General features: G+C 30.9%; 21 protein-coding genes. 9 read left to right on the top strand and 12 right to left on the bottom strand.

Going from position 1 to position 25,413, the window contains the following annotated elements; all coding sequences use genetic code 11:
- Window positions 1-40 precede the first annotated feature (40 nt).
- Both BUC03_RS02975 and bshA read left to right on the top strand, forming a co-directional pair.
- On the top strand, window positions 41-2,962 hold the full coding sequence (locus tag BUC03_RS02975; RefSeq protein WP_073148111.1) for a serine hydrolase domain-containing protein: 2,922 nt from the start codon (window positions 41-43) through the stop codon (window positions 2,960-2,962).
- A gap of 98 nt (window positions 2,963-3,060) precedes the next feature.
- Window positions 3,061-4,188, top strand: a complete 1,128-nt coding sequence (gene bshA / locus BUC03_RS02980) for an N-acetyl-alpha-D-glucosaminyl L-malate synthase BshA (protein ID WP_073148113.1) — start codon at window positions 3,061-3,063, stop codon at window positions 4,186-4,188.
- Between the two features lie 70 nt (window positions 4,189-4,258).
- On the opposite strand, the gene BUC03_RS02985 is transcribed toward bshA, so the two are convergent.
- Window positions 4,259-4,753 (bottom strand): hypothetical protein, encoded by a 495-nt coding sequence (locus BUC03_RS02985; RefSeq protein ID WP_073148115.1) that lies wholly within the window; start codon window positions 4,751-4,753, stop codon window positions 4,259-4,261.
- A gap of 156 nt (window positions 4,754-4,909) precedes the next feature.
- Between BUC03_RS02985 and BUC03_RS02990 the strand changes: the two genes are divergently transcribed.
- Entirely contained in the window at window positions 4,910-7,828 is a 2,919-nt protein-coding gene (locus tag BUC03_RS02990; protein WP_073148117.1) for an FAD-binding and (Fe-S)-binding domain-containing protein, read from the top strand.
- Between the two features lie 11 nt (window positions 7,829-7,839).
- Here the strand turns inward: BUC03_RS02990 and BUC03_RS02995 are convergent, their stop codons facing one another.
- On the bottom strand, window positions 7,840-8,676 hold the full coding sequence (locus tag BUC03_RS02995; RefSeq protein ID WP_073148119.1) for a hypothetical protein: 837 nt from the start codon (window positions 8,674-8,676) through the stop codon (window positions 7,840-7,842).
- 27 nt (window positions 8,677-8,703) lie between these two features.
- On the bottom strand, window positions 8,704-9,552 hold the full coding sequence (locus BUC03_RS03000) for a UDP-2,3-diacylglucosamine diphosphatase (RefSeq protein ID WP_073148120.1): 849 nt from the start codon (window positions 9,550-9,552) through the stop codon (window positions 8,704-8,706).
- Window positions 9,553-9,866: 314 nt separating this feature from the next.
- Here BUC03_RS03000 and aroC point away from each other — a divergent pair, with 314 nt between their 5' ends.
- Together aroC and BUC03_RS03010 are read left to right on the top strand one after the other, a co-directional pair.
- Window positions 9,867-10,928, top strand: coding sequence for a chorismate synthase (aroC, locus tag BUC03_RS03005; RefSeq protein WP_073148121.1), 1,062 nt, complete (start codon window positions 9,867-9,869; stop codon window positions 10,926-10,928).
- A gap of 16 nt (window positions 10,929-10,944) precedes the next feature.
- Window positions 10,945-12,249: a dicarboxylate/amino acid:cation symporter gene (locus BUC03_RS03010; protein WP_073148122.1), complete on the top strand. Its 1,305-nt coding sequence runs from the start codon at window positions 10,945-10,947 to the stop codon at window positions 12,247-12,249.
- A gap of 41 nt (window positions 12,250-12,290) precedes the next feature.
- Here BUC03_RS03010 and BUC03_RS03015 read toward each other — a convergent pair whose 3' ends face one another.
- Complete coding sequence (locus tag BUC03_RS03015; RefSeq protein ID WP_073148123.1) at window positions 12,291-12,707, bottom strand: thiol-disulfide oxidoreductase DCC family protein; 417 nt, start codon at window positions 12,705-12,707, stop codon at window positions 12,291-12,293.
- Window positions 12,707-14,890, bottom strand: a complete 2,184-nt coding sequence (locus BUC03_RS03020; protein ID WP_073148124.1) for an endonuclease MutS2 — start codon at window positions 14,888-14,890, stop codon at window positions 12,707-12,709. The genes BUC03_RS03015 and BUC03_RS03020 overlap by 1 nt, the downstream gene beginning before the upstream one ends.
- A gap of 44 nt (window positions 14,891-14,934) precedes the next feature.
- Between BUC03_RS03020 and BUC03_RS03025 the strand changes: the two genes are divergently transcribed.
- Window positions 14,935-15,600: a uracil-DNA glycosylase gene (locus BUC03_RS03025; RefSeq protein ID WP_073148126.1), complete on the top strand. Its 666-nt coding sequence runs from the start codon at window positions 14,935-14,937 to the stop codon at window positions 15,598-15,600.
- Here BUC03_RS03025 and BUC03_RS15155 read toward each other — a convergent pair.
- From BUC03_RS15155 to BUC03_RS03055, 7 genes are all read right to left on the bottom strand, one after another.
- Entirely contained in the window at window positions 15,572-15,745 is a 174-nt protein-coding gene (locus tag BUC03_RS15155) for a hypothetical protein (protein ID WP_159432693.1), read from the bottom strand. The genes BUC03_RS03025 and BUC03_RS15155 overlap by 29 nt on opposite strands.
- A gap of 78 nt (window positions 15,746-15,823) precedes the next feature.
- Window positions 15,824-16,672 carry a substrate-binding domain-containing protein gene (locus tag BUC03_RS03030; protein WP_073148128.1) on the bottom strand — a complete coding sequence of 283 codons (849 nt, stop codon included), beginning with the start codon at window positions 16,670-16,672 and terminating at the stop codon, window positions 15,824-15,826.
- A complete protein-coding gene (ppk1, locus tag BUC03_RS03035; protein WP_073148130.1) occupies window positions 16,672-18,720 on the bottom strand; it encodes a polyphosphate kinase 1 in 2,049 nt (682 codons plus the stop codon). Before ppk1 ends, BUC03_RS03030 begins: the two co-directional genes overlap by 1 nt.
- A gap of 67 nt (window positions 18,721-18,787) precedes the next feature.
- On the bottom strand, window positions 18,788-19,660 hold the full coding sequence (locus BUC03_RS03040; RefSeq protein WP_073148132.1) for a nucleoside phosphorylase: 873 nt from the start codon (window positions 19,658-19,660) through the stop codon (window positions 18,788-18,790).
- Window positions 19,661-19,666: 6 nt separating this feature from the next.
- A complete protein-coding gene (locus tag BUC03_RS03045; RefSeq protein ID WP_073148134.1) occupies window positions 19,667-20,599 on the bottom strand; it encodes a DUF1835 domain-containing protein in 933 nt (310 codons plus the stop codon).
- 3 nt (window positions 20,600-20,602) lie between these two features.
- Window positions 20,603-20,932 carry a translation initiation factor gene (locus BUC03_RS03050; protein ID WP_073148136.1) on the bottom strand — a complete coding sequence of 110 codons (330 nt, stop codon included), beginning with the start codon at window positions 20,930-20,932 and terminating at the stop codon, window positions 20,603-20,605.
- Window positions 20,933-20,938: 6 nt separating this feature from the next.
- Window positions 20,939-21,901, bottom strand: coding sequence for an isopenicillin N synthase family dioxygenase (locus tag BUC03_RS03055; RefSeq protein ID WP_073148138.1), 963 nt, complete (start codon window positions 21,899-21,901; stop codon window positions 20,939-20,941).
- 127 nt (window positions 21,902-22,028) lie between these two features.
- On the opposite strand from BUC03_RS03055, the gene BUC03_RS03060 reads away from it, so the two are divergent.
- The 3 genes from BUC03_RS03060 to BUC03_RS03070 all read left to right on the top strand — a co-directional run bounded on the left by BUC03_RS03060 (window position 22,029) and on the right by BUC03_RS03070 (window position 25,351).
- Entirely contained in the window at window positions 22,029-24,038 is a 2,010-nt protein-coding gene (locus BUC03_RS03060; RefSeq protein WP_073148140.1) for an alpha-ketoacid dehydrogenase subunit alpha/beta, read from the top strand.
- Between the two features lie 111 nt (window positions 24,039-24,149).
- Entirely contained in the window at window positions 24,150-24,635 is a 486-nt protein-coding gene (locus BUC03_RS03065; RefSeq protein WP_073148142.1) for a lipocalin family protein, read from the top strand.
- A 20-nt stretch (window positions 24,636-24,655) separates the two neighbouring features.
- A complete protein-coding gene (locus BUC03_RS03070) occupies window positions 24,656-25,351 on the top strand; it encodes a YiaD family glycine zipper/OmpA-like lipoprotein (protein ID WP_073148144.1) in 696 nt (231 codons plus the stop codon).
- Window positions 25,352-25,413 lie beyond the last annotated feature (62 nt).

The raw sequence follows: 25,413 nt of genomic DNA on the forward strand, positions 1-25,413 counted from the left end.
TTACCCATAAAGTAACGCTAAAAATATTCCCTCTCGTTAAATGACTATCAAATCCCTACTATATCTTTTTCTTTTTGTATCTATTTCTGCACTAGCTCAACAAAAAAATCCCTTAAAAACAGAAGATTTTAGAGTTCAAAAAGCTTGGGTAGATAGTACATATAATTCTATGAATATTGATCAAAAAATTGGTCAATTATTTATGGTAGATATCTTTTCTAGTAAAAGCAAAGCAGAAACAGACAAGATTAAAAACTTAATAAAAGAAAATTACATTGGTGGTATTATCTTCTCTAAAGGAGGACCAATGCGTCAAGCTAAATTAAATAATGAATACCAAGAAATAGCTAACGTACCTCTACTAATAGGGATGGATGCAGAATGGGGTTTGGCAATGCGGTTAGATTCTACCTATGCTTTCCCTTGGAATATGACGTTAGGTGCTATAGAAGATAATAACTTAATTAAAAAAACAGGAGCTCAAATTGCAAAACACTGCAAGAGACTAGGGGTGCATATAAATTTTGCACCAGTTGTAGACATCAATAACAACCCAGCAAATCCAATTATAGGCAATCGTTCTTTTGGAGAAAATAAAGAAAATGTAACCCAAAAAGCCATCGCTTTTATGGAAGGCATGCATAGTGAAGGGGTTCTTTCTTCTGCAAAACATTTTCCTGGACACGGAGATACAGATATAGATTCTCACAAATCTCTACCTACCTTAGATTTTACCAAACACCGATTAGATAGTTTAGAATTATATCCTTTTAAAAAAATTATTAAAAAAAATGTTTCTAGTATTATGATTGGGCATTTAAATGTACCTGCCTTAGAACCTAGAACAAATTTCCCTTCTTCACTATCTAAACCAATAGTTACAGGCTTACTACAAGAAAAATTAAACTATAAAGGTTTAGTTTTTACAGATGCTTTAAATATGAGAGGTGCCGCAGATTATGATGAACCTGGAGATATAGATTTAGCTGCTTTTCTTGCTGGTAACGATATTCTATTAATTTCTGAAAACGTACCTAAAGCAGCCCAAAAAATTAAAGATGCTTATTTAGAAAATGAAATTACAGAAGAGAGACTAGCACATTCTGTAAAAAAAATACTGGCTGCTAAATACAAAGTAGGGCTAAATAATTATCAACCTGTAGATACTAACTATTTAATTGAAGATTTAAATAGTATTAGAAATGATATTCTATATGCAGAATTAATGGAAAATGCCATTACTGTTGTTAAAAATGATAAAGCCATATTGCCTATTGAAGATTTATATAGCAACAAAATAGCTTATGTAAATTTAGGAGATAGCTTAACTGAAACTTCTTTTTTACAAGAACTTAAAAAATATGCTAAAGTAGATCACGTAAAATCTGATAATTTAGGCGATTTACTTTATCAACTAAAATCTTACAATTTAGTAATTGTAGGCTACCATAAATCTAATGCTTCTCCTTGGAAATCTTATAAATTCACAGAAAAAGAACTTGTTTGGTTGCACGAAATAGCAAGAACTAATAAAACTATTTTAAACGTATTTGCAAGACCTTACGCCTTATTAGACATTCAATCTACCACCAATTTAGAAGGAATTGTCATAGGATACCAAAATAGTATTTTGGCACAGCAGAAAACAGCTCAAATTATTTTTGGAGCTTTACCCGCAAAAGGTAAATTACCTGTAAGTGTAGGAGAAAACTTTCCTTCTGGCACTCAATTTAAAACCCCAAGCTTACATAGGTTATCTTATGGCTATCCTGAAAGTGTGGGAGTAAATTCTGCCAAACTCCATAAAATAGATGCTATTGCAGAGTTAGCAATAAATGAAGAAATGACTCCGGGTTTACAAATGATAGTTGCTAGAAAAGGTAAAGTTATTTATCAAAAAAACTTCGGGTACCATACCTATGATAAATTATTAAAAGTTACAGATTCTACTATTTACGATTTAGCTTCACTAACCAAAATTATGGCTACGCTTCCTTTGGTAATGGAGTTAGAGCAAGAAAATAAAATAGATTTAAATACTAGACTAAAAGAAATTTTACCATTTACAAAAGGTAGTAATAAAGAAAATATCACTTTAAAAGACATGCTAAGTCATTATGCAGGCTTAAAAGCTTGGATACCTTTTTACGCAGCTACCATGTCAGAAGATGGTACACACGCTTCACCTAAATATTATAGATCAGAAAAGTCTGAAGAATTTAATGTACCGGTTAGTGAAAATTTTTATATGCGTAAAGATTATAAAGATTCTATTTATCAGAAAATTATTGATAGTGATTTACTAAAAAAGAAAGAATATAAATATAGTGATTTACCATATTATTTATTAAAAAAATTTTTAGAAAGATATTATAGTGCTTCCTTAGATTACCTTACACAAAAAAGATTTTATCAGTCTTTAGGTGCTAATCATATGGGATATCTTCCTTTAGAAAGTTTTAATAAAGATCAAATTACTCCTTCAGAAATAGATGATTCTTGGAGGTTTAGTAAAATTCAAGGTACAGTACACGATCAAGGTGCAGCTATGCTTGGCGGCATTGGCGGTCACGCAGGGATATTTAGTAACGCAAATGATGTTGCTAAAATGATGCAAATGTATTTAAACAAAGGTAATTACGGCGGTATTAATTATTTTGAACCAGAAACAATAGATAAATTTAATACCTGTTATTATTGTGACCAAGAGGTAAGAAGAGGTGTAGGCTTTGATAAACCTCAGTTAGAAAAAGCTGGACCTACTTGTGGATGTGTTTCTATGACAAGTTTTGGTCATAGTGGTTTTACAGGAACATTTGCTTGGGCAGACCCAGAAGAAGAAATAGTTTATATTTTTCTTTCTAATAGAACTTTCCCGTTTGCTACTAATAGAAAATTAATTTCAGAAAACATAAGAACAGAAATACAAAGACTTATTTATGAGGCTATTGAGTATCCGTAAAATGCTAAACGTAATAATAGCCTGTTTTCCCAAAATAAAAATGTAATTTTAAAGCATTACTACCGACTGTATTTTGACAGTTATTTAATATATATAATATGAAAATTGGTATTGTTTGTTACCCTACTTTTGGTGGAAGTGGAGTAGTTGCTACAGAATTAGGGATGGCTCTTTCTAAAAGAGGTCACGAAATACACTTTATTACCTACAAACAACCTGTACGCTTAGAACAACTATCCAACAACATTCATTATCACGAGGTTAACGTACCTGAATACCCTCTATTTCACTACCAACCTTATGAGCTAGCACTTTCTAGTAAATTGGTAGATATGGTAAAACTTCATCAAATAGAAGTATTGCACGTACACTACGCAATTCCTCACGCTTATGCTGGATATATGGCAAAAAAAATGTTGAGAGAAGAAGGCATAGATATTCCTATGGTTACTACTTTGCACGGTACAGATATTACTTTAGTGGGTAATCACCCTTTTTATAAACCAGCAGTTACTTTTAGTATCAACAAAAGTGACGTGGTAACCTCTGTTTCTCAAAGTTTAAAAGAAGACACTCTTAAATTGTTTGATATTAAAAAAGATATTAAAGTAATTCCTAATTTTATAGATATCTCTAAACAAGACAATCCTTTTACTGACTGTCAGCGTGGTTTAATGGCTTCAGATGAAGAAAAAATTATAACTCACATTAGTAACTTTAGAAAAGTAAAACGTATTGATGATGTAGTAAAGATTTTTTACAACATTCAGAAAAAAATAAAAGCAAAACTAATTATGGTAGGTGAGGGGCCAGAAGTAAGTGTAGCTAAACAATTGGTAAATGAGCTTGGCATATCTAGCAATGTTTTATTTTTAGGAGAAAGCAATGAAATTAATAAGATTCTATGCTTTTCAGATTTGTTTTTATTACCATCAGAGAGTGAAAGTTTTGGTTTAGCTGCTCTAGAGGCTATGATTAATGGAGTACCGGTAATATCATCTAATACAGGAGGTTTACCAGAAGTAAATAAACAAGGTTATTCTGGTTATTTAAGTAATGTAGGCGATGTAGAAGAAATGGCCGAAAACGGACTTAAAATTTTAAAAGATAAAGAGACGCTAGCATTATTTAAAGAAAATGCTAAAAAAATGGCCTCTAAATTTGATATCAATGCTATTGTACCTTTGTATGAAGAAATATATGAAAATGCATTACAACTAGTATAAATTCATTTTTACCCTATAAAAAAAGCCCTAATTTTTTGAATTAGGGCTTTTTTATTATTTATCCAATTTTTTAAAATTGATATCTTACCCCAAGAGCAAAATCTGGTACAAAATCATCAATTACATCATAATCAGAAAAACCTATTTCTGGTCTTAAATCTATAAATACCTGCAACGGAATATCAAAATTATATTCTACCCCAATATTACCTGCTGCATATAAAAAAGCACCGTCGTCGTGATTATAGTCATCGTGGTAATTATCATCTACAATACCAAATCCTGCTCCAGCACCTGCATACCAATTAAATCCACCTTCAATATTCCATACCCATTGGTATAAACCAGTAGCTTTTACTAAATCAAAATGAGAATCGTTACGCCAACCTAAATCAAATTCTAATCTGTTATTATCTGTACCTATTTTTCTTTGGTAAGAAATTTCTGCACCAACACCATTAGCTCCTCCTAAACGAAGTCCCAATGCGTTTTCTGCAATTTCTTGTGCTTGTATAGTAAAAAAAGTACCTAATAATAGAATAGATGTAAACAATAATTTTTTCATAGTTTTCAAAATTTTATTTCGAATAACAAATATATTTCTTTCAAACCTCCCTTATACACTGGCTTCGCCAAAAGTTTGTTAATCTTACTTAACAAAAGTTAAAGAGATATTATTACACATTATTTATCTATGTTGTATTTTTAAAAAAAATTATTTTTGAAAGTACTTCTTGATCAATTAGCCAAAAAAATTAGTGGAGAGTTTTATTACAGCCACCTAATTAAATCTCTTTACGCCACAGATGCATCTGTTTATAGAGAACTTCCTTTAGCGGTAGTATTACCAAAAACAAGTAAAGATATACAGCTACTCATTCAGTTTTGTATTAAAAACAATACTAGCCTAATTCCACGTGCTGCGGGTACTAGTTTAGCAGGTCAATGTGTGGGAGATGGTATTGTAGTAGATATTTCTAAATATTTTACAGACATAATTCAGCTAGATAAAATAAATAAAACTGTTACCGTTCAACCAGGTGTTATTAGAGACGATTTAAACAGATTTTTAGAACCTTACAATTTATTTTTTGCTCCCAATACTTCAACCTCTAACAGGTGTATGTTGGGCGGAATGGCAGGTAATAACTCTAGCGGAACTACTTCTATTAAATATGGTGTTACACGAGATAAAGTTATCTCTATGAAATGTTTACTTGCAGATGGAAGTGAAGTAGTTTTTAAAGCTTTAACTGCGGAAGAATTTCAAGAAAAATGTAAACTTTCTTCTTTAGAAGGTAATATTTACAGAAAATTATATGAATTACTAAAACCTAAAGAGGTACAAGAAGAAATACATAAAGAATTTCCTCAAAGGGATATACATCGAAGAAATACCGGTTATGCTATTGATGAAATTATTAATTCTGAAGTATTTTCTAGTAGTACCAACCAAATAAACATTTGTAAACTACTTTCTGGTAGTGAAGGTACTTTAGCATTTACAACAGAACTTACTTTACAATTAGATGATTTACCACCCAAAGAATCTGTACTAATTGCAGCACATTTTACAAGTATAGAAGATTGTTTAGCGGCCGTTGCACCAGTGATGAAACATTCACTTTACACTTGTGAAATGATGGATGAAACCATTTTAGATTGCACTAAAAGCAACTTAAAATATAAAGAGAATAGGTTTTTTATCGAAGATGACCCTGAAGCTATTTTACTGTTAGAAATTAGAGATCATCACCAAAAAGGTCTTCTTTCTCAAATTCAAACTCTTTTAGAAGAAATTAAACAAAATACAAGATGTTATGCACAACCTATTTTAAAAGGTATGCAAATAGAAATGGCAATAGAGCTGCGTAAAGCAGGTTTAGGTTTGTTGGGGAATATGAATGGAGATGAAAAAGCAGTTGCTTGTATAGAAGATACAGCAGTTAGTATTCCTAATCTAGCTAATTATATTGGAGAGTTTACTGCTATTATGAAAGCGTACCACCAACGTGCTGTTTATTATGCACATGCAGGCGCAGGAGAAATACACCTACGACCTATTTTAAACTTAAAAGCTAGTAAAGATGTAAAATTGTTTAAGCAAATTACACACGACGTTGCTAGATTAGTTAAAAAATATAATGGTTCTTTAAGTGGGGAACACGGAGATGGTAGAGTGAGAGCAGAGTTTATTGAAGAAATGGTGGGAGAGAAAAACTATCAGCTTTTTATAGAAGTAAAAAAACTATTTGATCCGCAACAGATTTTTAATCCTGGTAAAATTGTTTTTGCAAAACCTATGGAAACTTCCCTAAGGTATGTAGCAGACCGTAAAGAGCCAAAAATAGAAACCTTTCAAGATTTTTCTGATACTAATGGTATTTTACGTGCTATAGAAAAATGTAATGGTACGGGAGATTGCAGAAAGAGTGTAGAAGCAGGAGGCACTATGTGCCCAAGTTATAGAGCTACCAAAAATGAAAAAGATACCACGCGTGGTCGTGCCAATGTATTGCGAGAGTTTTTAACCCAAAGTGAACAGCCAAATCAATTTAACCACCATGAATTAAAAGAGGTGTTAGATTTATGTATTAGTTGTAAAGGGTGTAAAAGTGAGTGTCCTTCTAACGTAGATATGGCAAGTTATAAAGCTGAGTTTTTGTACCAATACCAAAAAGAAAACGGATTTAGCTTAAGAAACAAAATGTTTGCGCATAATAATAAAGCCAACAAATTTGGTTCTGTATTTTCTGGAATCACCAATCATTTATTTACTAACAACGTTTCTTCTAGTTTTATTAAAAAATTAATGGGTGTGGCAGAAAAACGCTCATTACCTACAGTTTCTAAAACAAGTCTAAGAAAATTAATACAAAAGAAAGAGATTCCATTAATTCCGAAGAAAAAGATAAAAAGTGTTTATTTATTTATAGATGAATTTACCAACTTATTAGATACACCTATAGGTATAGATGCTATAGAATTATTGGTAGGCTTAGGTTATGAAATTAAAACTACAACACATGCAGAGAGTGGCAGAAGTTATTTATCTAAAGGTTTTTTAGAAGAAGCAAAAGTGTTAGCTAATAAAAATATAAATGTTTTTAAAGATATAATTACAGAAGAAGTCCCTTTATTAGGTATAGAGCCATCTTCTATTTTATCTTTTAGAGATGAATACTTAAGATTAGCAGAAAATAGGGAAGATGCTTTAAAACTATCTAAAAATGCTTTTTTGATTGAAGAGTTTCTTTCTTCAGAAATTAAAAAAGGAAATATCACATCCTCTCAATTTAGTAGTGAATTTAAAGAAGTTAAAATTCATGCGCATTGTCACCAAAAATCGCTTTCTAATAGCAAACATACTTTTGATATTTTAAATCTTCCTGCAAATTTTAAAGTCACTATAATACCCTCTGGGTGCTGCGGTATGGCCGGTAGTTTTGGTTACGAAAAAGAACATTACGAAGTTAGTATGCAAATAGGGGAGCAAACTCTTTTTCCTGCTGTAAAAAGAGCCAATGCAGAAACAATTATTATAGCAAATGGTACTAGTTGTAGACACCAAATAAAAGATGGAACACAAAAAAATGCTTACCATCCGGTAAGCATTTTAAATAAATATTTATTAAAGTAATACTTTAAAAATTACTCTGTAATAGTATATGAATCAATTTCTTGCGTTATATCAAATTGATAATCAGGAATGCTAGAAACTGTTGGTATATTAATTTCTTCAAAATTATAATTAATAGCAGTTTCACTATAAATCATTCCTACATTATTAGCGTAATAATTGGTAATTTGTACAGCGTCTTGAGGTTCTAAAACCGGAATATCAACACCAAAAAAACTAGCATTAATTTCTATATTCACAGCAATATTAGAGCTAATTACATCTTCAAAAATTTGCTCTCCTGCGGTATAGCTTTCATAAAAACTATTTTGGGTAGAAGTTATGGTATAATCAAAAGTAAAAGGGATATCTACTCCTTGAATATCTACCGACTGAGTAAATGAATCTTCATTTTCAGAAAGTTCATCACCAACATTTGCATCTGCATCAAAAATAATAATGTTTATTAGTGGTATAACAATGTTCTCTGTATCTACAATTCCTAAATTTGTAGCGTCTAACTCTAACTCTCCGTTGTAAATTAACTGGTTATCTGCAACCGTTAATTGTCCGTTAGCTAATAAGCCTGTTACAAAACCTTGATCTTCAATACTAGCATCAGAATTTAACGAATAATAACTCACACCTTGTTCTTCAATTAAAGAAGAAATGCTTAAGGTTTCTTGCGTATTTGTTGTATTACCATCTTCGTACACAAATTCATTGTTATACGTCCAACTATTACTAACAGTTAACGGAAAATAATTAGAAGTAGTTTCTTCATTCTCATCACTATTACTGTCATCACTAGAACAAGATGCAGTTAAAAGAATAGAAAAGGCTAAGAATAATAAGTTTAATTTCTTCATTACAAAAATTGATTTGTAACAAATATACTATTTATTTTTTTCTGGCTGAGAAGTAATAGTAATGGCCGCTAACATCCCTTGAAAATCTTTTACGTCTTTTTCTGTTACTACCTCTGGAGCATAATCTTCTTTTTTAAAGTAGTTAAGACTCCAACGCCCGTCGTGATACTCTAAAGAACTTAAATTTTCTATCCAATCTCCAGAGTTTAAATAAAGGCAAGTTCCAAATTTATTTACTTTTCTTACAATTTGAGGCTGATGTATATGTCCGCAAATAACATATTTATAATTATTTTCTATTGCTAAATCTGAAGCTACAGTTTCAAAATCTTGAATATGTTTTACTGCCTTTTTTACACTGTTTTTTATTTTTTTAGATAGAGAATACTTCTCTCGGTTCATTTTAGTTAAGCACCAATTAATAAACCGATTAAAAAGAATTAAAAAATCATATCCCCAACCACCTAATTTAGCTAACCATTTAGCATTTTGTATAGAAGCATCAAAAACATCTCCGTGAAAAAACCACGCTTTTTTACCATCTAACTCTAATACTAATTTATCTACTAAAGAAATTCTACCCATTTCTACATCGGTAAATTTTCTTAACAAATCATCGTGATTACCTGTAATATAGGTTACTTCTGTACCCTTTGCAGAGAGATCTATTATTTTTTTTATTACTTCTAGATGAGATTTTGGGAAATAGCGTTTTCTAAACTGCCAAATATCTACAATATCTCCGTTTAAAATTAATTTTTTAGGCTTTACACTATCTAAATACAGCAATAACTCTTTTGCATGACAACCAAATGTACCTAAGTGTACATCAGATATTACTACTAAATCTACTTTTCTTTTTTTTTGTCCTTGCAAAATAAATCTTGTTTTATACAAAGTAAAGAAAGCAATTACAAAAACATATTAATTTGATTTTAAGCAAAGTTGAAGTTATTGTTACTCAAAATAAATATAGTTAGTTACAAAAACGGCATTTCAAAATATAAATCTAAAAGTAGATAGTTGTTCTATTGACAAAAAAATAATTTTAGAGCCAAGTATTTTATTTATTTAACGATTAAGAGTAAATTATTGAAGATTTGTTATTGCTTCTCGATTAAAACCAATCTTTCTTAAAAATCCATTTTTAAATGTAACCCTAAAAAATTACATTTGTGGAAAATCGTATTATGGCAGGAAATTCCTTCGGAACAATTTTTAAGCTAACTACTTTTGGTGAATCTCACGGGAAAGCACTAGGAGGTATTATTGATGGTTGCCCAGCAGGTATTGATATTGATTTAGAACAAATTCAACTTGAACTTAACCGTAGAAAACCTGGCCAATCTGCCATTGTTACTCAACGTAAAGAACCAGACACGGTTCAATTTCTATCTGGTATTTTTGAAGGAAAAACTACCGGTACTTCTATAGGTTTTGTAATTGAAAATACCAACCAAAAATCTAAAGATTACGGACATATAAAAGACGTGTACAGACCTAGTCACGCAGATTTTACCTATACAGAAAAATACGGAGTAAGAGATTATCGTGGTGGCGGAAGAAGCTCTGCAAGAGAAACAGCAAGTAGAGTAGTTGCAGGTGCAATTGCTAAACAATTTTTAAAGAATATAGAATTTTACGCTTACGTAACCTCTGTAGGAAAAATTGAATTAGAAGAAAACGATACTATAGATTTTACAGAAATTGAAAAAAATCCTGTACGCTGCCCAAATGCTCAAAAAGCTGCAGCAATGGAAGATTATATCAAACAAATAAGAAAAGAAGGGGATACCGTTGGCGGTACAGTTGCTTGCGTAATTAAAAATGTACCAGTTGGCTTAGGCGAACCTGTTTTTGATAAACTACATGCAGAATTAGGGAAAGCTATGCTTTCTATTAATGCTGTTAAAGGTTTTGAGTACGGTAGTGGCTTTAAAGGCACTCAAATGAAAGGAAGTGAGCATAATGATGCTTTTAATTCTGACGGAAGTACTAAAACTAATTATAGCGGAGGTATACAAGGAGGTATATCTAACGGTATGGATATTTACTTTAATGTAGCTTTTAAACCTGTAGCTACAATTATGCAAAAACAAGAAACCATAAACAGTGAAGGAGAAAAGGTAGAGATGCAAGGGAAAGGGCGTCACGACCCCTGCGTAGTACCTAGAGCGGTGCCAATTGTAGAGGCTATGGCAGCACTCACTATTGCAGACTTTTTCTTAATAAACCGAACAACTAAAGCGTAAAGAACTAAACTTATATATGAAGAAACTTGCACTACACTGGCAAATATTAATAGGAATGGCACTAGGGGTAATTTTTGCCCTTATTATGACTAATTTTTCTTGGGGAGCAGATTTTGTTGCAGACTGGATAAAACCTTTTGGTACTATTTTTATTAATGCTTTAAAACTTATTGCAGTACCATTAATATTAGCTTCGTTAATTAAAGGAGTTTCAGATTTAAAAGATATTTCTAAATTATCTAAAATGGGATTTAGAACTATTGGTACTTATATTTTAACTACGGTTATTGCTGTAAGTATTGGTTTAGTAGTAGTTAATTTAGTAAAACCAGGTTCTTCCATTTCTGAAGAAACTCGTACAGAATTAGTAGAAAACTATGGGGGAGATGCAGAATTAAAACGTCAAGATGCAGAAAAGCAAAAAAAAGCGGGTCCCTTACAAGCATTAGTAGATATAGTACCTAGCAATATTGTAGGTGCCTCTTCTAGTAATGCTAATATGTTACAAGTAATTTTCTTTGCAATTTTCTTCGGAATAGGATTAATATTAATACCTGAAGAAAAATCTAAACCTGTAAAAGCTTTTTTTGATGGTTTTAATGAGGTAATTCTCAAAATGATAGATATTATAATGCTAGCAGCTCCATATGGTGTATTTGCTTTACTTGCAGCTTTAGTTGTTGAAGCTCCAAGTGCAGATTTATTTGCCGCCCTTGGTATGTATGCGCTTTGTGTAATAGGTGGACTTTTATTAATGATTGGTGTTTACATACTACTAGTTTGGGTTTTCACTAAAAAAACACCTTCTTTTTTTATAAATGGTATTTCACCAGCGCAATTATTAGCATTTTCTACAAGTTCTAGCGCAGCTACACTTCCTGTTACTATGGAAAGGGTAGAAGAGCATTTAGGTGTAGAAAAAGAAGTCTCTAGCTTTGTTTTACCAATTGGTGCTACCATAAATATGGACGGTACAAGTCTTTACCAAGCAGTAGCTGCCGTATTTATAGCACAAGCTTTTGGTATGGAATTAGATTTTGCAACTCAATTAGGTATTATTGCTACCGCTACATTAGCGTCTATTGGTTCTGCTGCCGTACCTGGTGCTGGTATGGTAATGCTTGTTATTGTTTTAGCACAAGCAGGAATCCCAGAAGCTGGATTAGCATTAATTTTTGCAATAGATAGACCTTTAGATATGTGTAGAACTACTGTAAATGTAACTGGAGATGCTTCTGTATCTATGCTAGTAGCAAAAGCAGTGGGTAAATTAAGAGAGAAACCACTAGTTAAAAATTGGGACGACTCTTATAAGAAATAGTAGAAAAAGGGACTTTAATTTTTAATCTAAAGTCTCTTTTTTTATTCTATAAATTTCTCTTTTAATTCTGGGGTAGGGATACGGCAGTTATCTTCTTTACCAAACCATTTGTATCTATTTTTAGCTATAAAATCATAAATCATATTTCTAAATCCTTCCGGAATAAAAAGAAAATAACTTGCTAATTTATATATACCAGATAAATGTTTAGCAATTTGTAAAGCTGCGGTAGATTTTAGGTAATAAGCATTACCTGGATCTATTAAAATCATAGAATCTACTTCTGTGGTATCAATACCACGTTCTTCAGCTAATTGAATACCCAAAGAACTTTGTAAAGAAGCAAACCTAAATACATCATTCTTGTCGTGATCTATAATTTTGTTCACAGCGTTATTGCATAGGTTACAAACGCCATCAAACAAAATGATTTTTTTATTTTGGGGTATAGTACTCATTATTTTTTAGCTCGTTGTACCAATTCTAATCTATCTAAAGCTACTTCTGTGGTAAACATACCATAGTTAATAATTGCTTTTCCTTTTTCAATTTTATCTATAGTACCAACAGAGCGACTATCTTCTAATCTCACTTTATCATTAATTTTAAAAGATACAATTTTCTTTTCTGTAGCTTTCTTTTCTTGTTCTGCCTGCTTTTCTTTTTCTATTTTTTTCTTTTGTCGAATAACTTCTATCTTCTTTTCAGCTTCTTTCTTAATTTTTTGAACTTGTGCTTTTTTTGCTTCAGCTTTTTTCTTGGTTTCTTTTTTTCTTTTAGAATTCTCTATAGCTACAAATTTTAAAAACTCACCAATTAAAAGCTTCTTGTCTTTATTATTAAAAAACTTTTCACTTAAGTCATCTATTTTTTGACCTATATAAATCATTCTCTGGTTACTATCATATAACTCCTGAAAACCTTCTAATTTTTGCTGAACTTTTGCATTAATTTCATCTAAACGTTTTTTCTCTTCTGCTGCTTTTTGTTCTTTTTCTTTTAAGCTAGAAGTAGTTTTAGAAAGTTTAGAGCGTTCTTGCTGAAGTTTAGCTATACTTTTATCAAATCTAATTTTGCCGCGCTCTACTTTCTTTTTAGAACGATTAATTAAACTATAAGGTATTCCGTTTTTTTGAGCTACTTCAAAAGTAAAAGAGCTACCAGCTTCACCTAAATGAAGTTTGTAAATAGGTTCTAAAGTTTTAGAGTCAAAAAGCATATTTGCATTAGAAATTGCTTCTGTTTCTTGTGCCATTTTCTTTAAATTGGCATAATGTGTAGTAATTATTCCGTAAGATTCTTTTTCATAAAATACCTCTAAAAAAGTTTCTGCTAAAGCGCCTCCCAATTCTGGATCACTACCAGTACCAAATTCATCTATTAAAAATAAGGTCTTATCATCACATTGTCTTAAAAAATACTTCATATTTTTAAGACGGTAAGAATAAGTGCTTAAATGATTTTCTATACTTTGATTATCTCCAATATCTGTTAATACTTTCGTGAAAAAACAAACTCTACTATATTCATGCACAGGTATTAGCATACCACTTTGTAGCATAACTTGTAGTAAACCTATGGTTTTAAGTGTAATACTTTTACCACCTGCATTAGGTCCAGAAATAACAATAATTCTATTATCTGGTGCTAAAGATATATCTTGAGGAAACGTTTTTTTATTACTTTTTTTATTGGTTAAATAAAGAAGAGGGTGGTAGGCCTCTTTAACATCTAACTCTCTACTTTTTGTAATAGTTGGTAAAACTGCATTTAACTCTTCTGCATACCTCACTTTTGCAGCAATTACATCTATCTCGCTTAATAGTTCTTGGTATTGAATTAATAAAGGTCTAGAAGGTCTAATGTACTCTGTAAGGTATTTTAAAATACGCTTAACTTCTTCTTTTTCTTCGTATTGAAGATTATTGAGCTCTCTTGCATATTGTAATGTAGTTTCTGGTTGTATGTAAACAATACTTCCTGTTTTAGAGCTTCCTAATATAGAACCTTTTACTTTTCTGCGGTACATAGCAGTAACTGCCAATACTCTAATATTTTCTACTACAGTTTCTTTAATATCATCTAAATAACCAGCGCTGTGGTATTTAGATAATGCACTAGAAAAACTAGAGTTAATTTGCCCTCTAACTAAATTAATAGCTCTTCTTGTATTTTGTAATAGAGGAGAGGCTTCATCTTTAACTTCTCCAAATTGATTAATTATTTCTTCAATTTTTTCAACTAAATGCTTTGTATACTCTACCTCATTAGTAGTTTCATACAAGCTTGGGTAAATTTCTTTATATTTTCTAAAATAAAGTATGTGTGTATTTACCGTGTTAGAAAGAGATGCAATTTTTCTAATACCAGAAACATCTAAAATACTATCTTCTATATTTAAAAATCTTAGCTCATTATCTATCACATCAAAACCATGATTTGGTATTCTTGTTTCTTGTAAAGCAGAAGATTTGTATTCATTAGTTTGATGTAATGAAAATAAAATGTCTGAAACCTTTTGAAAAGGTTTGATGTTTAATGATTTTTCTATCCCTTTGTCTGTGATACAATAATCACTTATTTGTTGACAAACGGTTGGAAACTCTAAATCTTTAAGTGTTTTTTCTGTAATTTTTATCATAGCAATATCTACTTTCGTAGTACGACAAACTTAATGAATATTTTATGAAGGTGAACATTCACAATAGCTGGAAAAAACAATTAAATGATGAATTTGATAAACCTTATTTTAAAGAGTTAACCTCTTTTGTTAAAACAGAATATGCCGAGCATACTTGCTACCCACAGGGTAAAGATATTTTTGCCGCTTTTGATTATTGCCATTTTAATGATTTAAAAGTAGTTATACTGGGCCAAGACCCTTATCACGGAGTAGATCAAGCTAATGGATTGTGTTTTTCTGTAAAAGACCATATTAAAACACCGCCTTCTTTAATTAATATTTTTAAAGAAATTGAGCAAGACTTAAATATTACTGTTCCAGAAAATGGAAATTTAGAACGTTGGGCAAAACAAGGAGTGTTATTATTAAATGCAACATTAACGGTTAGAGCACATGAAGCAGGAAGTCATCAAAAAAAGGGATGGGAAAAATTTACAGACAAAGTAATTTCTACAATTTCTAAAAATAAAAGTAATGTTGTGTTTTTATTATGGGGAGGTTTTGCTAAAAAGAAAATTAAATTAATAGACCAAGAGAAACATTTGGTTTTAACATCTGGTCACCCATCTCCATTAAGTGCAAATAGAGGTTACTGGTTTGGTAATAAACATTTTAGCAAAACAAACGATTATTTAAAATCTAAGACTCTTGTACCTGTGGAGTGGTAGTGTGAGATACATTTCTAGCTCCTTTTTTATAAAATACTTTTTTATAATTAGAAGTATTTTTAGGTTCTATTTTATTTCTACTGAATATAAATAGTAAAACATTAATTACTAATAGCGCTGCTAATACACTAAGAAAAATAATCATACAAAGGTTTTATTGGGTTTTCTACATAGTAGATACCCAAAGAACGAAAAGGTTGCGTAAATTATTTTAAAATAATTTTTAAATAGTAATAAAATCTAGAAAAGGGAGCTTTTTATTAATTAAATCTAGATCAAACAGCTGGTTTTGAGTTTCTTCTATAGTTTCTTCTTTTATTTGCTCTTGATCCCATTCTGTCTTTTGCAGCCACAATTTTATGTCTTCCTCTTTTTGATGATATCTGTCTGCTAAAATTTCTGCTAAATTATCTAATTTTTTAAAGTCTCTAGTAATAGAGTTTAATATTTCTAAAACTGTAGTAATGTCTTTATTAAAATTTTGAGTGAATTTTTGTGTAGAAGCAATAACAAAACAAGGCCAAGGACTTGGGCAATCGCCCAATCTTCTAAAAGTACCATCATCTACCAAAGGTTTGGTTGTAAAATGCTCCCACATAAAATATTGAGCATCGTCGTTTGGTAATGCTTTTACAGCGCCAGACAAATCATTTACTACTTCAAAATTTAGGTTAGAAGTATCCCAACCATGGTTTTTGGCATTAATATATGCTAATAGGTGAGACCCAGAGCCAAATCTACTAATTGCTGCAGTAGTATTTTCTAATTCATTTACGTGGTTAAATTTAGAATTTGCTGCTACGTGAATACCCCAGATTAAAGGACTAGCAATATAATTTTGTAGTATTTTAAAATCACTGCCCTCAATAATTTTTTTTACAACCCCTTCTGTAAGCATTAAAGCAATATCTATTTCTCCATTACTTAAAGCTTCACTTAACTCACCAGTGCCTCCGTAAAAATCTGTCCACTCAATATTAATACCTGCTTCTTCAAATTTCTTTTCTTCAATAGCAATATGCCACGGATAGTTAAAATGCTCTGGAACACCTCCTACTTTAATAGTTGTCATTAAGAATGTTTTTTCTGTAAGTAATTGTAAATTTCATATTGAGAACGAATTGTTTTTGTAGAACTATGTTTTACATATTCATTCTTTTGGGTATAATCTTGTATTCTTGCTTTTACATTATCATTTAACTGAATTTGTAAAATATCTTTTAATTCTTCCTTTAAATCTTCATCAAAAATAGGTGCTAAAACTTCTATTCTTCTATCTAAATTTCTATTCATCCAATCTGCGCTTCCTATAAAAATTCTTTCATCTCCTGCGTTATGAAACATATAAATTCTACCGTGTTCTAAAAAACGGTCAATAATGCTGGTAATATAAATATTTTCACTCAAACCATCTACACCCGCTATAAGACTGGTAAAACCTCTTACTAACATTCTTATATTTACACCGCTATTATTAGCTCTGTAGAGTAAATCTATAATTTCTTCATCTTCAAGACTATTAATTTTAGCTGTAATTTTAGCTTTTCTGCCTGCTTCTGCTTCATCTATTTCTTTTAAAATCATAGATGTAAATTCTCTTCTAGTATCAAAAGGGGAAACTAAAAGGTTTTTTGCTCGAGGTATAATTAACTCACCTTCTAACACTTTAAATACTCTATCTAGCTCTTTTGTTATTTTTTTATGAGCAGTAAATAGGGCGTGATCACAATAAATTTTACTGGTTTCTGCATTAAAATTACCAGTACCTATATAAGCGTATTTTACACTTTCTCCAGATTCTATTCTGTCAATTAAAAATATTTTTGAATGGACCTTAATTTTTGGATAGCTATATATTACGTGCGCTCCTTTTTCTTCAAATTTACGCCCCCAAGAAATATTGTTTTCTTCGTCAAATCTTGCTTTTGCTTCAATAAAAACGGTAACTTCTTTTCCTTTTTCTAGTGCTTTAAGTAGAGAAGAGGTTAATGCTGATTTATCTGCTACTCGATAGAGAGATATTTTTATAGAAATTACATCGTTATCTACAGCAGCTTGTTCTATAAAATTTTCTATGTAATTAAAAGACATATATGGAAAGTGCAGTAATTGGTCTTTTGCTTTAATTACTTCAAAATAATCTTTATTAGCTTCAAATGCTTTATGCGGAATAGGAGCGAGCGGTTGATGTTTTAACTCTGGATTGTTAGTTGGGTCTGGAAATGCAAAAAAATCACTAAAATTATGATATTTACCGCCAGGCATCATATCTATTTTACCTAAACCTAAATGTTTACGTAACAATTTTCTTAGTTCTTTTGGCATTTCTGCATCATACAACAATCTGGTAGGTTGGCCATCTGTACGTTGTGCCAAAGAATCGTAAATTTTTTCTGCTAAAACACCATTATATTGATCGTCTATATAAAGCTCTGCATCTCTAGACATTTTAATTTCAAAAATACCTTCTATAGTTTGGTTAGGAAAAACCTGATGCATTTCTGCTCTTATTAAATCGTCTAAAAAAGTAATATAATGCTCTTCCTTTTCTTTGTTTAGAGTTATAAATCTTCCTAATTTCTCTACAGGTATATTTACTAAACCTGCATTATTAGAGTTTTTGAAAGAAACAAAAAAGTAAATTGTATTGTTTTCTAAAAAAAACTGATTTTTTTCTTCAAGATTTACTAATTGCGGCTCTAATTGTGGTTTTAATTTTTCGGTGTAATATACAGAAGCTTCTTTTAATTGATCTTCGTTAAAATCTTTGTATTGAATTAAGTGTATATGATGATTTGCTAATTCTGGTAAAATTTGATCTCTAAATATTTCACCAAATTGAATTTGCTGTTGTGCTACGTCTTTTACAATTTGCTTTATTTTTTTTGTAGGTCTTAAAGCAAGTTTTTTGCGTAAGCTTTTTTTAATTTTTTTAATTTGTCTTAGCTGAGAAACCCTTACTCTGTAATATTCATCTAAATTAGATGAGAATATTGCCAAAAATTTTAACCGCTCATAAACAGGGTTAGATTGGTCTGCTGCTTCTTGTAAAACTCTTTTGTTAAAGTTAAGCCAGTCTATATCCCTATGTTGAAATTTTTTATCTTGGGGTTCTGTCATGTAGTTTAATTTCTTCAAAATTACAAATAAGCCTGAGTAGGTATTTCTAAAGTTCTGTTAAATAAACCTAGAGGTCTAAGAGCTTTTCTAGAGTAAGTTTAATGAGGTTATCTACTATTTTTTCAGGAGTTTTACTAAATTCTCCTGTAATTCTATTGGCTAAAATTGCATTTAAAGAAATAGCTCTATGGCCTAATAATTTTGCCATTCCATAAATACCACTGGTTTCCATTTCTAAATTTGTAATCTTTAATTTTTGGTATTTAAAATTACTAAGCTTATCCATAAACTTTTCATCTTGAAGCGGCGCCCTTAAAACTCTACCTTGCGGAGCATAAAATCCTACGTTAGTAGCAGTAAAACCTGTAGTAATTTCTCCAGATGAAGTAAAATGTTTTAATAGTTTTTTAGAACCATTAACTACATATGGTTTAGATTTAGAATTGGTAAGAGCCAATTGCTGATAAACCTCTAGAGCTACTTTAGTTTCTTGTATGGTTTCACTTTTATAAAAATGCAGTAAACTATCAAAACCAATAGCTGTTTCTGTTGCTATTAAAGAATTTATAGGAATGTTTTTCTGAATAGCTCCAGAAGTACCAATTCTTATAAATTTTAATTTTTTAAGCTTTTTATTTACTTGTCTTGTTTTAAGATTAATATTTGCTAATGCATCAATTTCATTAAAAACAATATCTATATTATCTGTGCCTATACCTGTAGAGATAACGGTTAAGCGTTTACCTTTATAAGTACCTGTTTGCGTATGAAATTCACGTTTTCTTACAATAAATTCTACCTCATCAAAATATTTTGTTACTTTTTCTACCCGTTCTGGATCTCCTACAGTAATGATTGTATCTGCTATTTGATTAGGTTGTAAATGAAGGTGATAAATACTACCATCTTTATTTAAGATTAACTCAGATTCTTTAATCATTGTGAATTAAAGTTTTAATAATTGATGTGATTCTTGATTGTATAAAAAATCGTATTTTTTTGCACCGCCGTAATATAAATCGTCTTTAAGTTCTTGATAAAAATTTTGCGATTTATTGATAGCCATTTTGCCTTCTTCTGTTAAGCTAAATTTTGCGTTATTGAAGTAATAAAATGGCTGAAGCTTATTTATAACTCTAAGCATCTGCATATCTCCATAACCATAGTAACCTTGATACTCTAATGCATAACCCAATAATTGATTATCACTTGTAATAGTATTGTTAACTATTAGTTTTAAAATATTATTTTCTAGAGAATTTAGTCCAGACTCCATATTAGGAAAACGCTCTATATGAGCTCTTAAACAACTTGATAAATATTCAAAATTAGAGTTTTTCTTAATTTCTGGTTTTAAACGCAACGGATTGTTTCCGCAGTAAAAACTCCAAACTAGTTGAGCTAACTCTAAATCATCTTTGTTTAATAAAATTTTATGGGTAAAATGATTGAGTAGTTCTTTATCTGTTAATAGAGAGAGTCCTTGTAATTTTTCTTCTCCTTTTAAACGTTTACTACATACTAAATATATAGGCTTTTCAATTTTTTGCTGAAATAAAAACTGAATAGCGGCAATCATATTAAAATGGCAAAATAAATCAAACTCAAACCATAAAATTATTTCTTCATAATTTTTAGCTAAACACAGGTTATTAAGTTCTTTTACAAATTTATCTTCATAATCACTCGGCGGGATATGGTAATAAAATTCTAAAAATTGTTTGCGTGTTTCTATAAAATCTAAACTTCCAATTTCTTGAATAGTTTTGCCTTCACATAGCATCTCTCGCCATGTGATTATTTGACCAGAAATATTTAAATTTTCAATTCTTTGAGTTAAATTATCTCCGTTAGTGATATGTAGTTGTTTTTTGCTCATTTACTAACCACCAACACGTTTCACCTTAAAACCCTTATCTTGAAGTATTTCCATTATTTGCGGTCGGTAATCTCCTTGAACAATAATTTTTTCATTTTTAAAGCTACCACCAACACCTAAAGTTGTTTTAATTTCTTTAGCTAGTTTTTTAAAATCGTCATCTGCTCCCGTGTAGCCTTCAATTATTGTAATGGGTTTACCTTTTCTTTTTTCATATTTACAGATTAACGGATCGTCTTGTAACCATAAATTATCTTCTGTATTTTCTTCTACAGGCGTTTCTTCTGGTTCGTGATCTGGAAATAAATTTTTAAGCTGATCTTGTAAATCCATTTTAGCTTATTTATCTTCTTTAATTAAACCTATTTCTACTAAACGTTGGTGTAAAAATTGACCTGCTGTTATATCTTCAAAATGTTTAGGGTTTTCTTTATCTATACATTCTTCTAAACAATTTAAAGGCATTTCACTTCTTGGGTGCATAAAAAACGGAATAGAATATCTTGGTTCTCCCCATTGTTCTTTTGGTGGATTAATCACTCTATGTACAGTTGAGCGTAATTTGTTATTGGTATGTCTTTCTAACATATCTCCAACGTTAATTACTAACTCATCTTCTTGAGGAATAGCATCTATCCATTCTCCATCTTTTCTTAATACTTGAAGACCTCCAGTAGAAGCTCCCATAAGAAGTGTGATTAAATTAATATCACCGTGAGCTCCAGCTCTAACAGCACCTTTTGGTTCTTCTGTGATAGGAGGGTAGTGTATTGGTCTTAAAATACTATTTCCATTACTTGCCCAATGATCAAAATAATGTTCTTCTAAACCTATGTATAATGCTAGTGCTCGTAAAACGTAAATTCCTGTTTTTTCTAACATTCTATAGGCTTCCATCCCAGTATGGTTAAAATCTTTTAACTCTTCTACTTGAACATTTTCTGGATATTCTTCAATTAAATTTGCATCTTCAGAAGGTTCTTGTCCAAAATGCCAAAATTCTTTTAAATCTCCTTCTTTTTTACCTTTGGCGTGCTCTTTCCCAAAGCTAATATAACCACGTTGGCCACCTAGACCTTCAATTTCATACTTTTTTTTAGTCTCTAGAGGTAGTGCGAAAAAAGAAGTTACTTCTTTATATAATTCATCTACCAAATCATCACTTAAAAAGTGATTTTTTAAAGAAACAAATCCAATTTCTTCATAAGCTTTCCCTATTTCATCAACAAATTTTTGTTTTCGTTTAGCATCGTCAGACAGAAAGTCTGCTAAATTTACACTAGGGATATTATTTATAGACATGATTTATGTTTTTTATATTAAGCTTAAAACAAAGCTAATGATTTTCTTTAATTTAATATTAATCAGAATTATTTATATTAACTAAAAAGATTTATAATAAATTTGATATTAAACAATCTTATAATTTATGAACTCTGCAAACACTACAGAAGATACTATTGCTAGTTTTTATTCACAAAACGTTTCTAATTCAGTAAAATTACTTTTGTATAAACGTTTATTGAAACCTAGGCTAGTAGAAGAAAAAATGCTAGTGTTGCTAAGGCAAGGTAAAATCTCTAAATGGTTTAGCGGTATTGGTCAAGAAGCAATCTCTGTGGGAGTTACATCTGTGCTTACAAAAGATGAATACATTCTTCCTATGCATAGAAATTTAGGAGTATTTACAACTAGAGAGATACCTCTACATCGGTTGTTTGCGCAATGGCAAGGTAAACTAAGTGGTTTTACTAAAGGAAGAGATAGAAGTTTTCATTTTGGTACGCAAGAATTCAAGATTATAGGAATGATTTCTCATTTGGGACCACAACTAGGTGTTGCAGATGGTATTGCTTTAGCCCATAAACTAAGAAAAGAAAAGAAAGTTACTGCTGTCTTCTCTGGAGAAGGAGGTACTAGTGAAGGTGATTTTCACGAAGCTTTAAATGTAGCAGCTGTATGGAGTTTACCTGTTTTATTTTGTATTGAAAATAATGGTTACGGTTTATCTACGCCAATTAACGAGCAATTTAGATGTGAAAATATAGTAGATAAAGGCAAAGGGTATGGTATGGAAGCTCATTTAATAGATGGCAATAATATTCTAGAAGTTTATTATCGCTTATCTAAAATAGTGGAGAGCGTGAGAGAAAATCCTCGTCCTGTTTTAATAGAATTTAAAACCTTTAGAATGCGCGGCCATGAAGAAGCTAGTGGTACTAAATATGTACCTCAAAACTTACTTGATAATTGGGCTAAAAAAGATCCTGTAGAATTATTAAAAAAACACCTAATTGCAGAAAACTTACTCACACCAGCTGAAGATAAAAAAATAAAAGACGACATTATTGAAGAAATTAACCATCATCTTAAAATAGCTAATACAGAAGAAGAAATACAAGCAAATTTAGATGATGAATTATATGATGTTTATTCTCCTTTTACTTTAAAACAAACAAAACCATCTTCTAATAAACAAGAACTAAGGTTTATAGATGCTATTTCAGATGGCCTAAAACAATCGCTAGAAAAATTTGACCAGCTTGTAGTTATGGGGCAAGATATTGCCGATTATGGTGGTGTTTTTAAAATCACGGAAGGTTTTGTAGAAAAATTTGGTAAATCACGTATAAGAAATACTCCTATATGTGAATCGGCTATAATTTCTACCGCAATGGGTCTATCTATTAATAAAATGAAAGCGGTGGTAGAAATGCAGTTTGCAGATTTTGTTTCTAGTGGCTTTAACCCTATAGTTAATTATTTAGCAAAGGTAAACTATCGTTGGGGGCAATCTGCAGAGGTAGTAGTAAGAATGCCTTGTGGAGCAGGAGTTGGAGCTGGCCCATTTCATAGTCAAACTAACGAAGCTTGGTTTACCAAAACTCCAGGCTTAAAAGTTGTTTATCCAGCATTTCCGCAAGATGCAAAAGGCTTACTATGTACTTCTATAGAAGACCCAAATCCTGTATTATTTTTCGAGCATAAAGCTTTATATAGAAGCATACGCCAAGAAGTTTCTAAAAATTACTTCACTATTCCTTTAGGTAAAGCTTCCCTTTTAAAAGAAGGTAAGAGCATTAGTATTATTACTTATGGTGCTGGGGTGCATTGGGCTTTAGATTATTTAGATCAACATTCAAAGGTAGATGCAGATCTTATAGATTTGAGAACCCTTCAGCCATTAGATAAAGACACTATATACGCTTCAGTAAAAAAAACAGGTAAAGTAGTTTTATTGCAAGAAGATTCTATGTTTGGAGGTATAATGTCTGATATTTCTGCTTTAATTATGGAAAATTGTTTCGAATATTTAGATGCTCCTGTAAAAAGGGTTGCTAGCCTAGAAACTCCTATTCCTTTTGCTAAAAATTTAGAAATACAGTATTTAGCTAAACATAGATTACAACAGACTATAGAAGCATTACTTCAATACTAATTATTCTTAGCTATATTTTAACAATTCATAGTTAAACATTCTTAACATTTTCGGCTAAAAAGAAAGCACCCTTTAAATTTGATTGAAATAGATAACCAATCATTTTTAATTATGAAAAAAATTATTGCATTAGTTACTGTAAGTTTATTATTATTTGCTTGCGGAACAACCAAAATTGAAAGACAAGCCGAAAGAACGTTTAAAGGCTCTTGGACTTTAAATAATGTTACTTACCCAAATAGTGATGGGTTTGTAGATGTTACTTTATTTCAAGATGCCTCTGCCAATTGCTTTAGAAACTCTCAATGGAATTTTATTAGTAATAACAACAAAGGCACTTATACTTTATCTGGCGCAAATTGTAATGAAGGTACTAGAAATTTTATTTGGGCTGTACAAGAAGAAAATGCAGATAGTGGTTTATATGATTTTACCTTAAAACCTATTAATGACGGAGAAAATGCTAGAAAAATAAACACGGGATTTAGATTAAATCTTGTATCTCTATCTGAAACAAATATGGTTTGGGAGCAAACCGTATCTTATGAAGGACAACCTTTTATTATTAGAATGAATTTTTCTAAATCAAATTATTAATCAAATCAAAAAAATATATTATGAAAAAGATAGCTAGTAAATCAATAATTTTAATAATGTCATTAACTCTTGTATTAACAGGTTGTGATGCCATTAAAAATGCAAACAATACACAAAAGGGAGGTGCCGTTGGTGCTACAGGCGGAGCTGTAATTGGCGGTGTAATTGGTAATAATATAGGTGATGGTAACAATACTGCTTTAGGTGCCATTATTGGTGGTGTAGTTGGTGGTGCTACTGGTGCATATATTGGTAACCGTATGGATAAACAAGCGCAAGAAATAGAACAAGAAATACCTGGTGCAGAAGTAACTAGAGTAGGTGAAGGGATTAGTGTAACTTTTGATGAAAATAGTGGAGTTTATTTTGATACCAATAAATCTGATATCAATTCTAAATCTAAAGAAACTTTAGAAAAACTAGTTGCCATATTTAAAGAGTACCCTAACACAAATGTTTTAGTTGAAGGTCACACAGATAATACAGGAGCAGAAGATTATAATATGACCCTTTCTAAAAAAAGAGCTAATTCTGTAACCAATTATTTAACTAGTCAGGGTTTATCTAACGGAAGATTTACCACCAATTGGTACGGAGAAACTCAACCTAAATATGACAATAATACTGCAGAGGGAAGGTCTAAAAATAGAAGAGTAGAGTTGGCTATTGTGGCAAACGAAGAAATGAAAGAAGAAGCTGCACAACAAACTAATTAATAGTGTTATTGTTAGCACACAAAAAAGCCGCTAATTTAGCGGCTTTTTTTATTAAAATAATT

Origin of the sequence: Mesonia phycicola (assembly GCF_900141885.1) — a bacterium.
In the GTDB taxonomy this organism is placed as follows: domain Bacteria; phylum Bacteroidota; class Bacteroidia; order Flavobacteriales; family Flavobacteriaceae; genus Mesonia; species Mesonia phycicola.

Bases quoted from the DNA above. Each gene is read 5' to 3' on its own strand.
- BUC03_RS03030 (WP_073148128.1), bottom strand. From the start codon at position 16,672: ATGACAACTATTAAAGTAGGAGGTGTTCCAGAGCATTTTAACTATCCG.
- BUC03_RS03015 (WP_073148123.1), bottom strand. From the start codon at position 12,707: ATGAGTACTATACCCCAAAATAAAAAAATCATTTTGTTTGATGGCGTT.
- BUC03_RS02985 (WP_073148115.1), bottom strand. From the start codon at position 4,753: ATGAAAAAATTATTGTTTACATCTATTCTATTATTAGGTACTTTTTTT.
- BUC03_RS03025 (WP_073148126.1), top strand. From the start codon at position 14,935: ATGAAGGTGAACATTCACAATAGCTGGAAAAAACAATTAAATGATGAA.
- BUC03_RS02975 (WP_073148111.1), top strand. From the start codon at position 41: ATGACTATCAAATCCCTACTATATCTTTTTCTTTTTGTATCTATTTCT.
- BUC03_RS03010 (WP_073148122.1), top strand. From the start codon at position 10,945: ATGAAGAAACTTGCACTACACTGGCAAATATTAATAGGAATGGCACTA.
- bshA (WP_073148113.1), top strand. From the start codon at position 3,061: ATGAAAATTGGTATTGTTTGTTACCCTACTTTTGGTGGAAGTGGAGTA.
- BUC03_RS03070 (WP_073148144.1), top strand. From the start codon at position 24,656: ATGAAAAAGATAGCTAGTAAATCAATAATTTTAATAATGTCATTAACT.
- BUC03_RS03045 (WP_073148134.1), bottom strand. From the start codon at position 20,599: ATGAGCAAAAAACAACTACATATCACTAACGGAGATAATTTAACTCAA.
- BUC03_RS03040 (WP_073148132.1), bottom strand. From the start codon at position 19,660: ATGATTAAAGAATCTGAGTTAATCTTAAATAAAGATGGTAGTATTTAT.
- BUC03_RS03050 (WP_073148136.1), bottom strand. From the start codon at position 20,932: ATGGATTTACAAGATCAGCTTAAAAATTTATTTCCAGATCACGAACCA.
- ppk1 (WP_073148130.1), bottom strand. From the start codon at position 18,720: ATGACAGAACCCCAAGATAAAAAATTTCAACATAGGGATATAGACTGG.
- aroC (WP_073148121.1), top strand. From the start codon at position 9,867: ATGGCAGGAAATTCCTTCGGAACAATTTTTAAGCTAACTACTTTTGGT.
- BUC03_RS03020 (WP_073148124.1), bottom strand. From the start codon at position 14,890: ATGATAAAAATTACAGAAAAAACACTTAAAGATTTAGAGTTTCCAACC.
- BUC03_RS03055 (WP_073148138.1), bottom strand. From the start codon at position 21,901: ATGTCTATAAATAATATCCCTAGTGTAAATTTAGCAGACTTTCTGTCT.
- BUC03_RS03065 (WP_073148142.1), top strand. From the start codon at position 24,150: ATGAAAAAAATTATTGCATTAGTTACTGTAAGTTTATTATTATTTGCT.
- BUC03_RS15155 (WP_159432693.1), bottom strand. From the start codon at position 15,745: ATGATTATTTTTCTTAGTGTATTAGCAGCGCTATTAGTAATTAATGTT.
- BUC03_RS03060 (WP_073148140.1), top strand. From the start codon at position 22,029: ATGAACTCTGCAAACACTACAGAAGATACTATTGCTAGTTTTTATTCA.
- BUC03_RS02995 (WP_073148119.1), bottom strand. From the start codon at position 8,676: ATGAAGAAATTAAACTTATTATTCTTAGCCTTTTCTATTCTTTTAACT.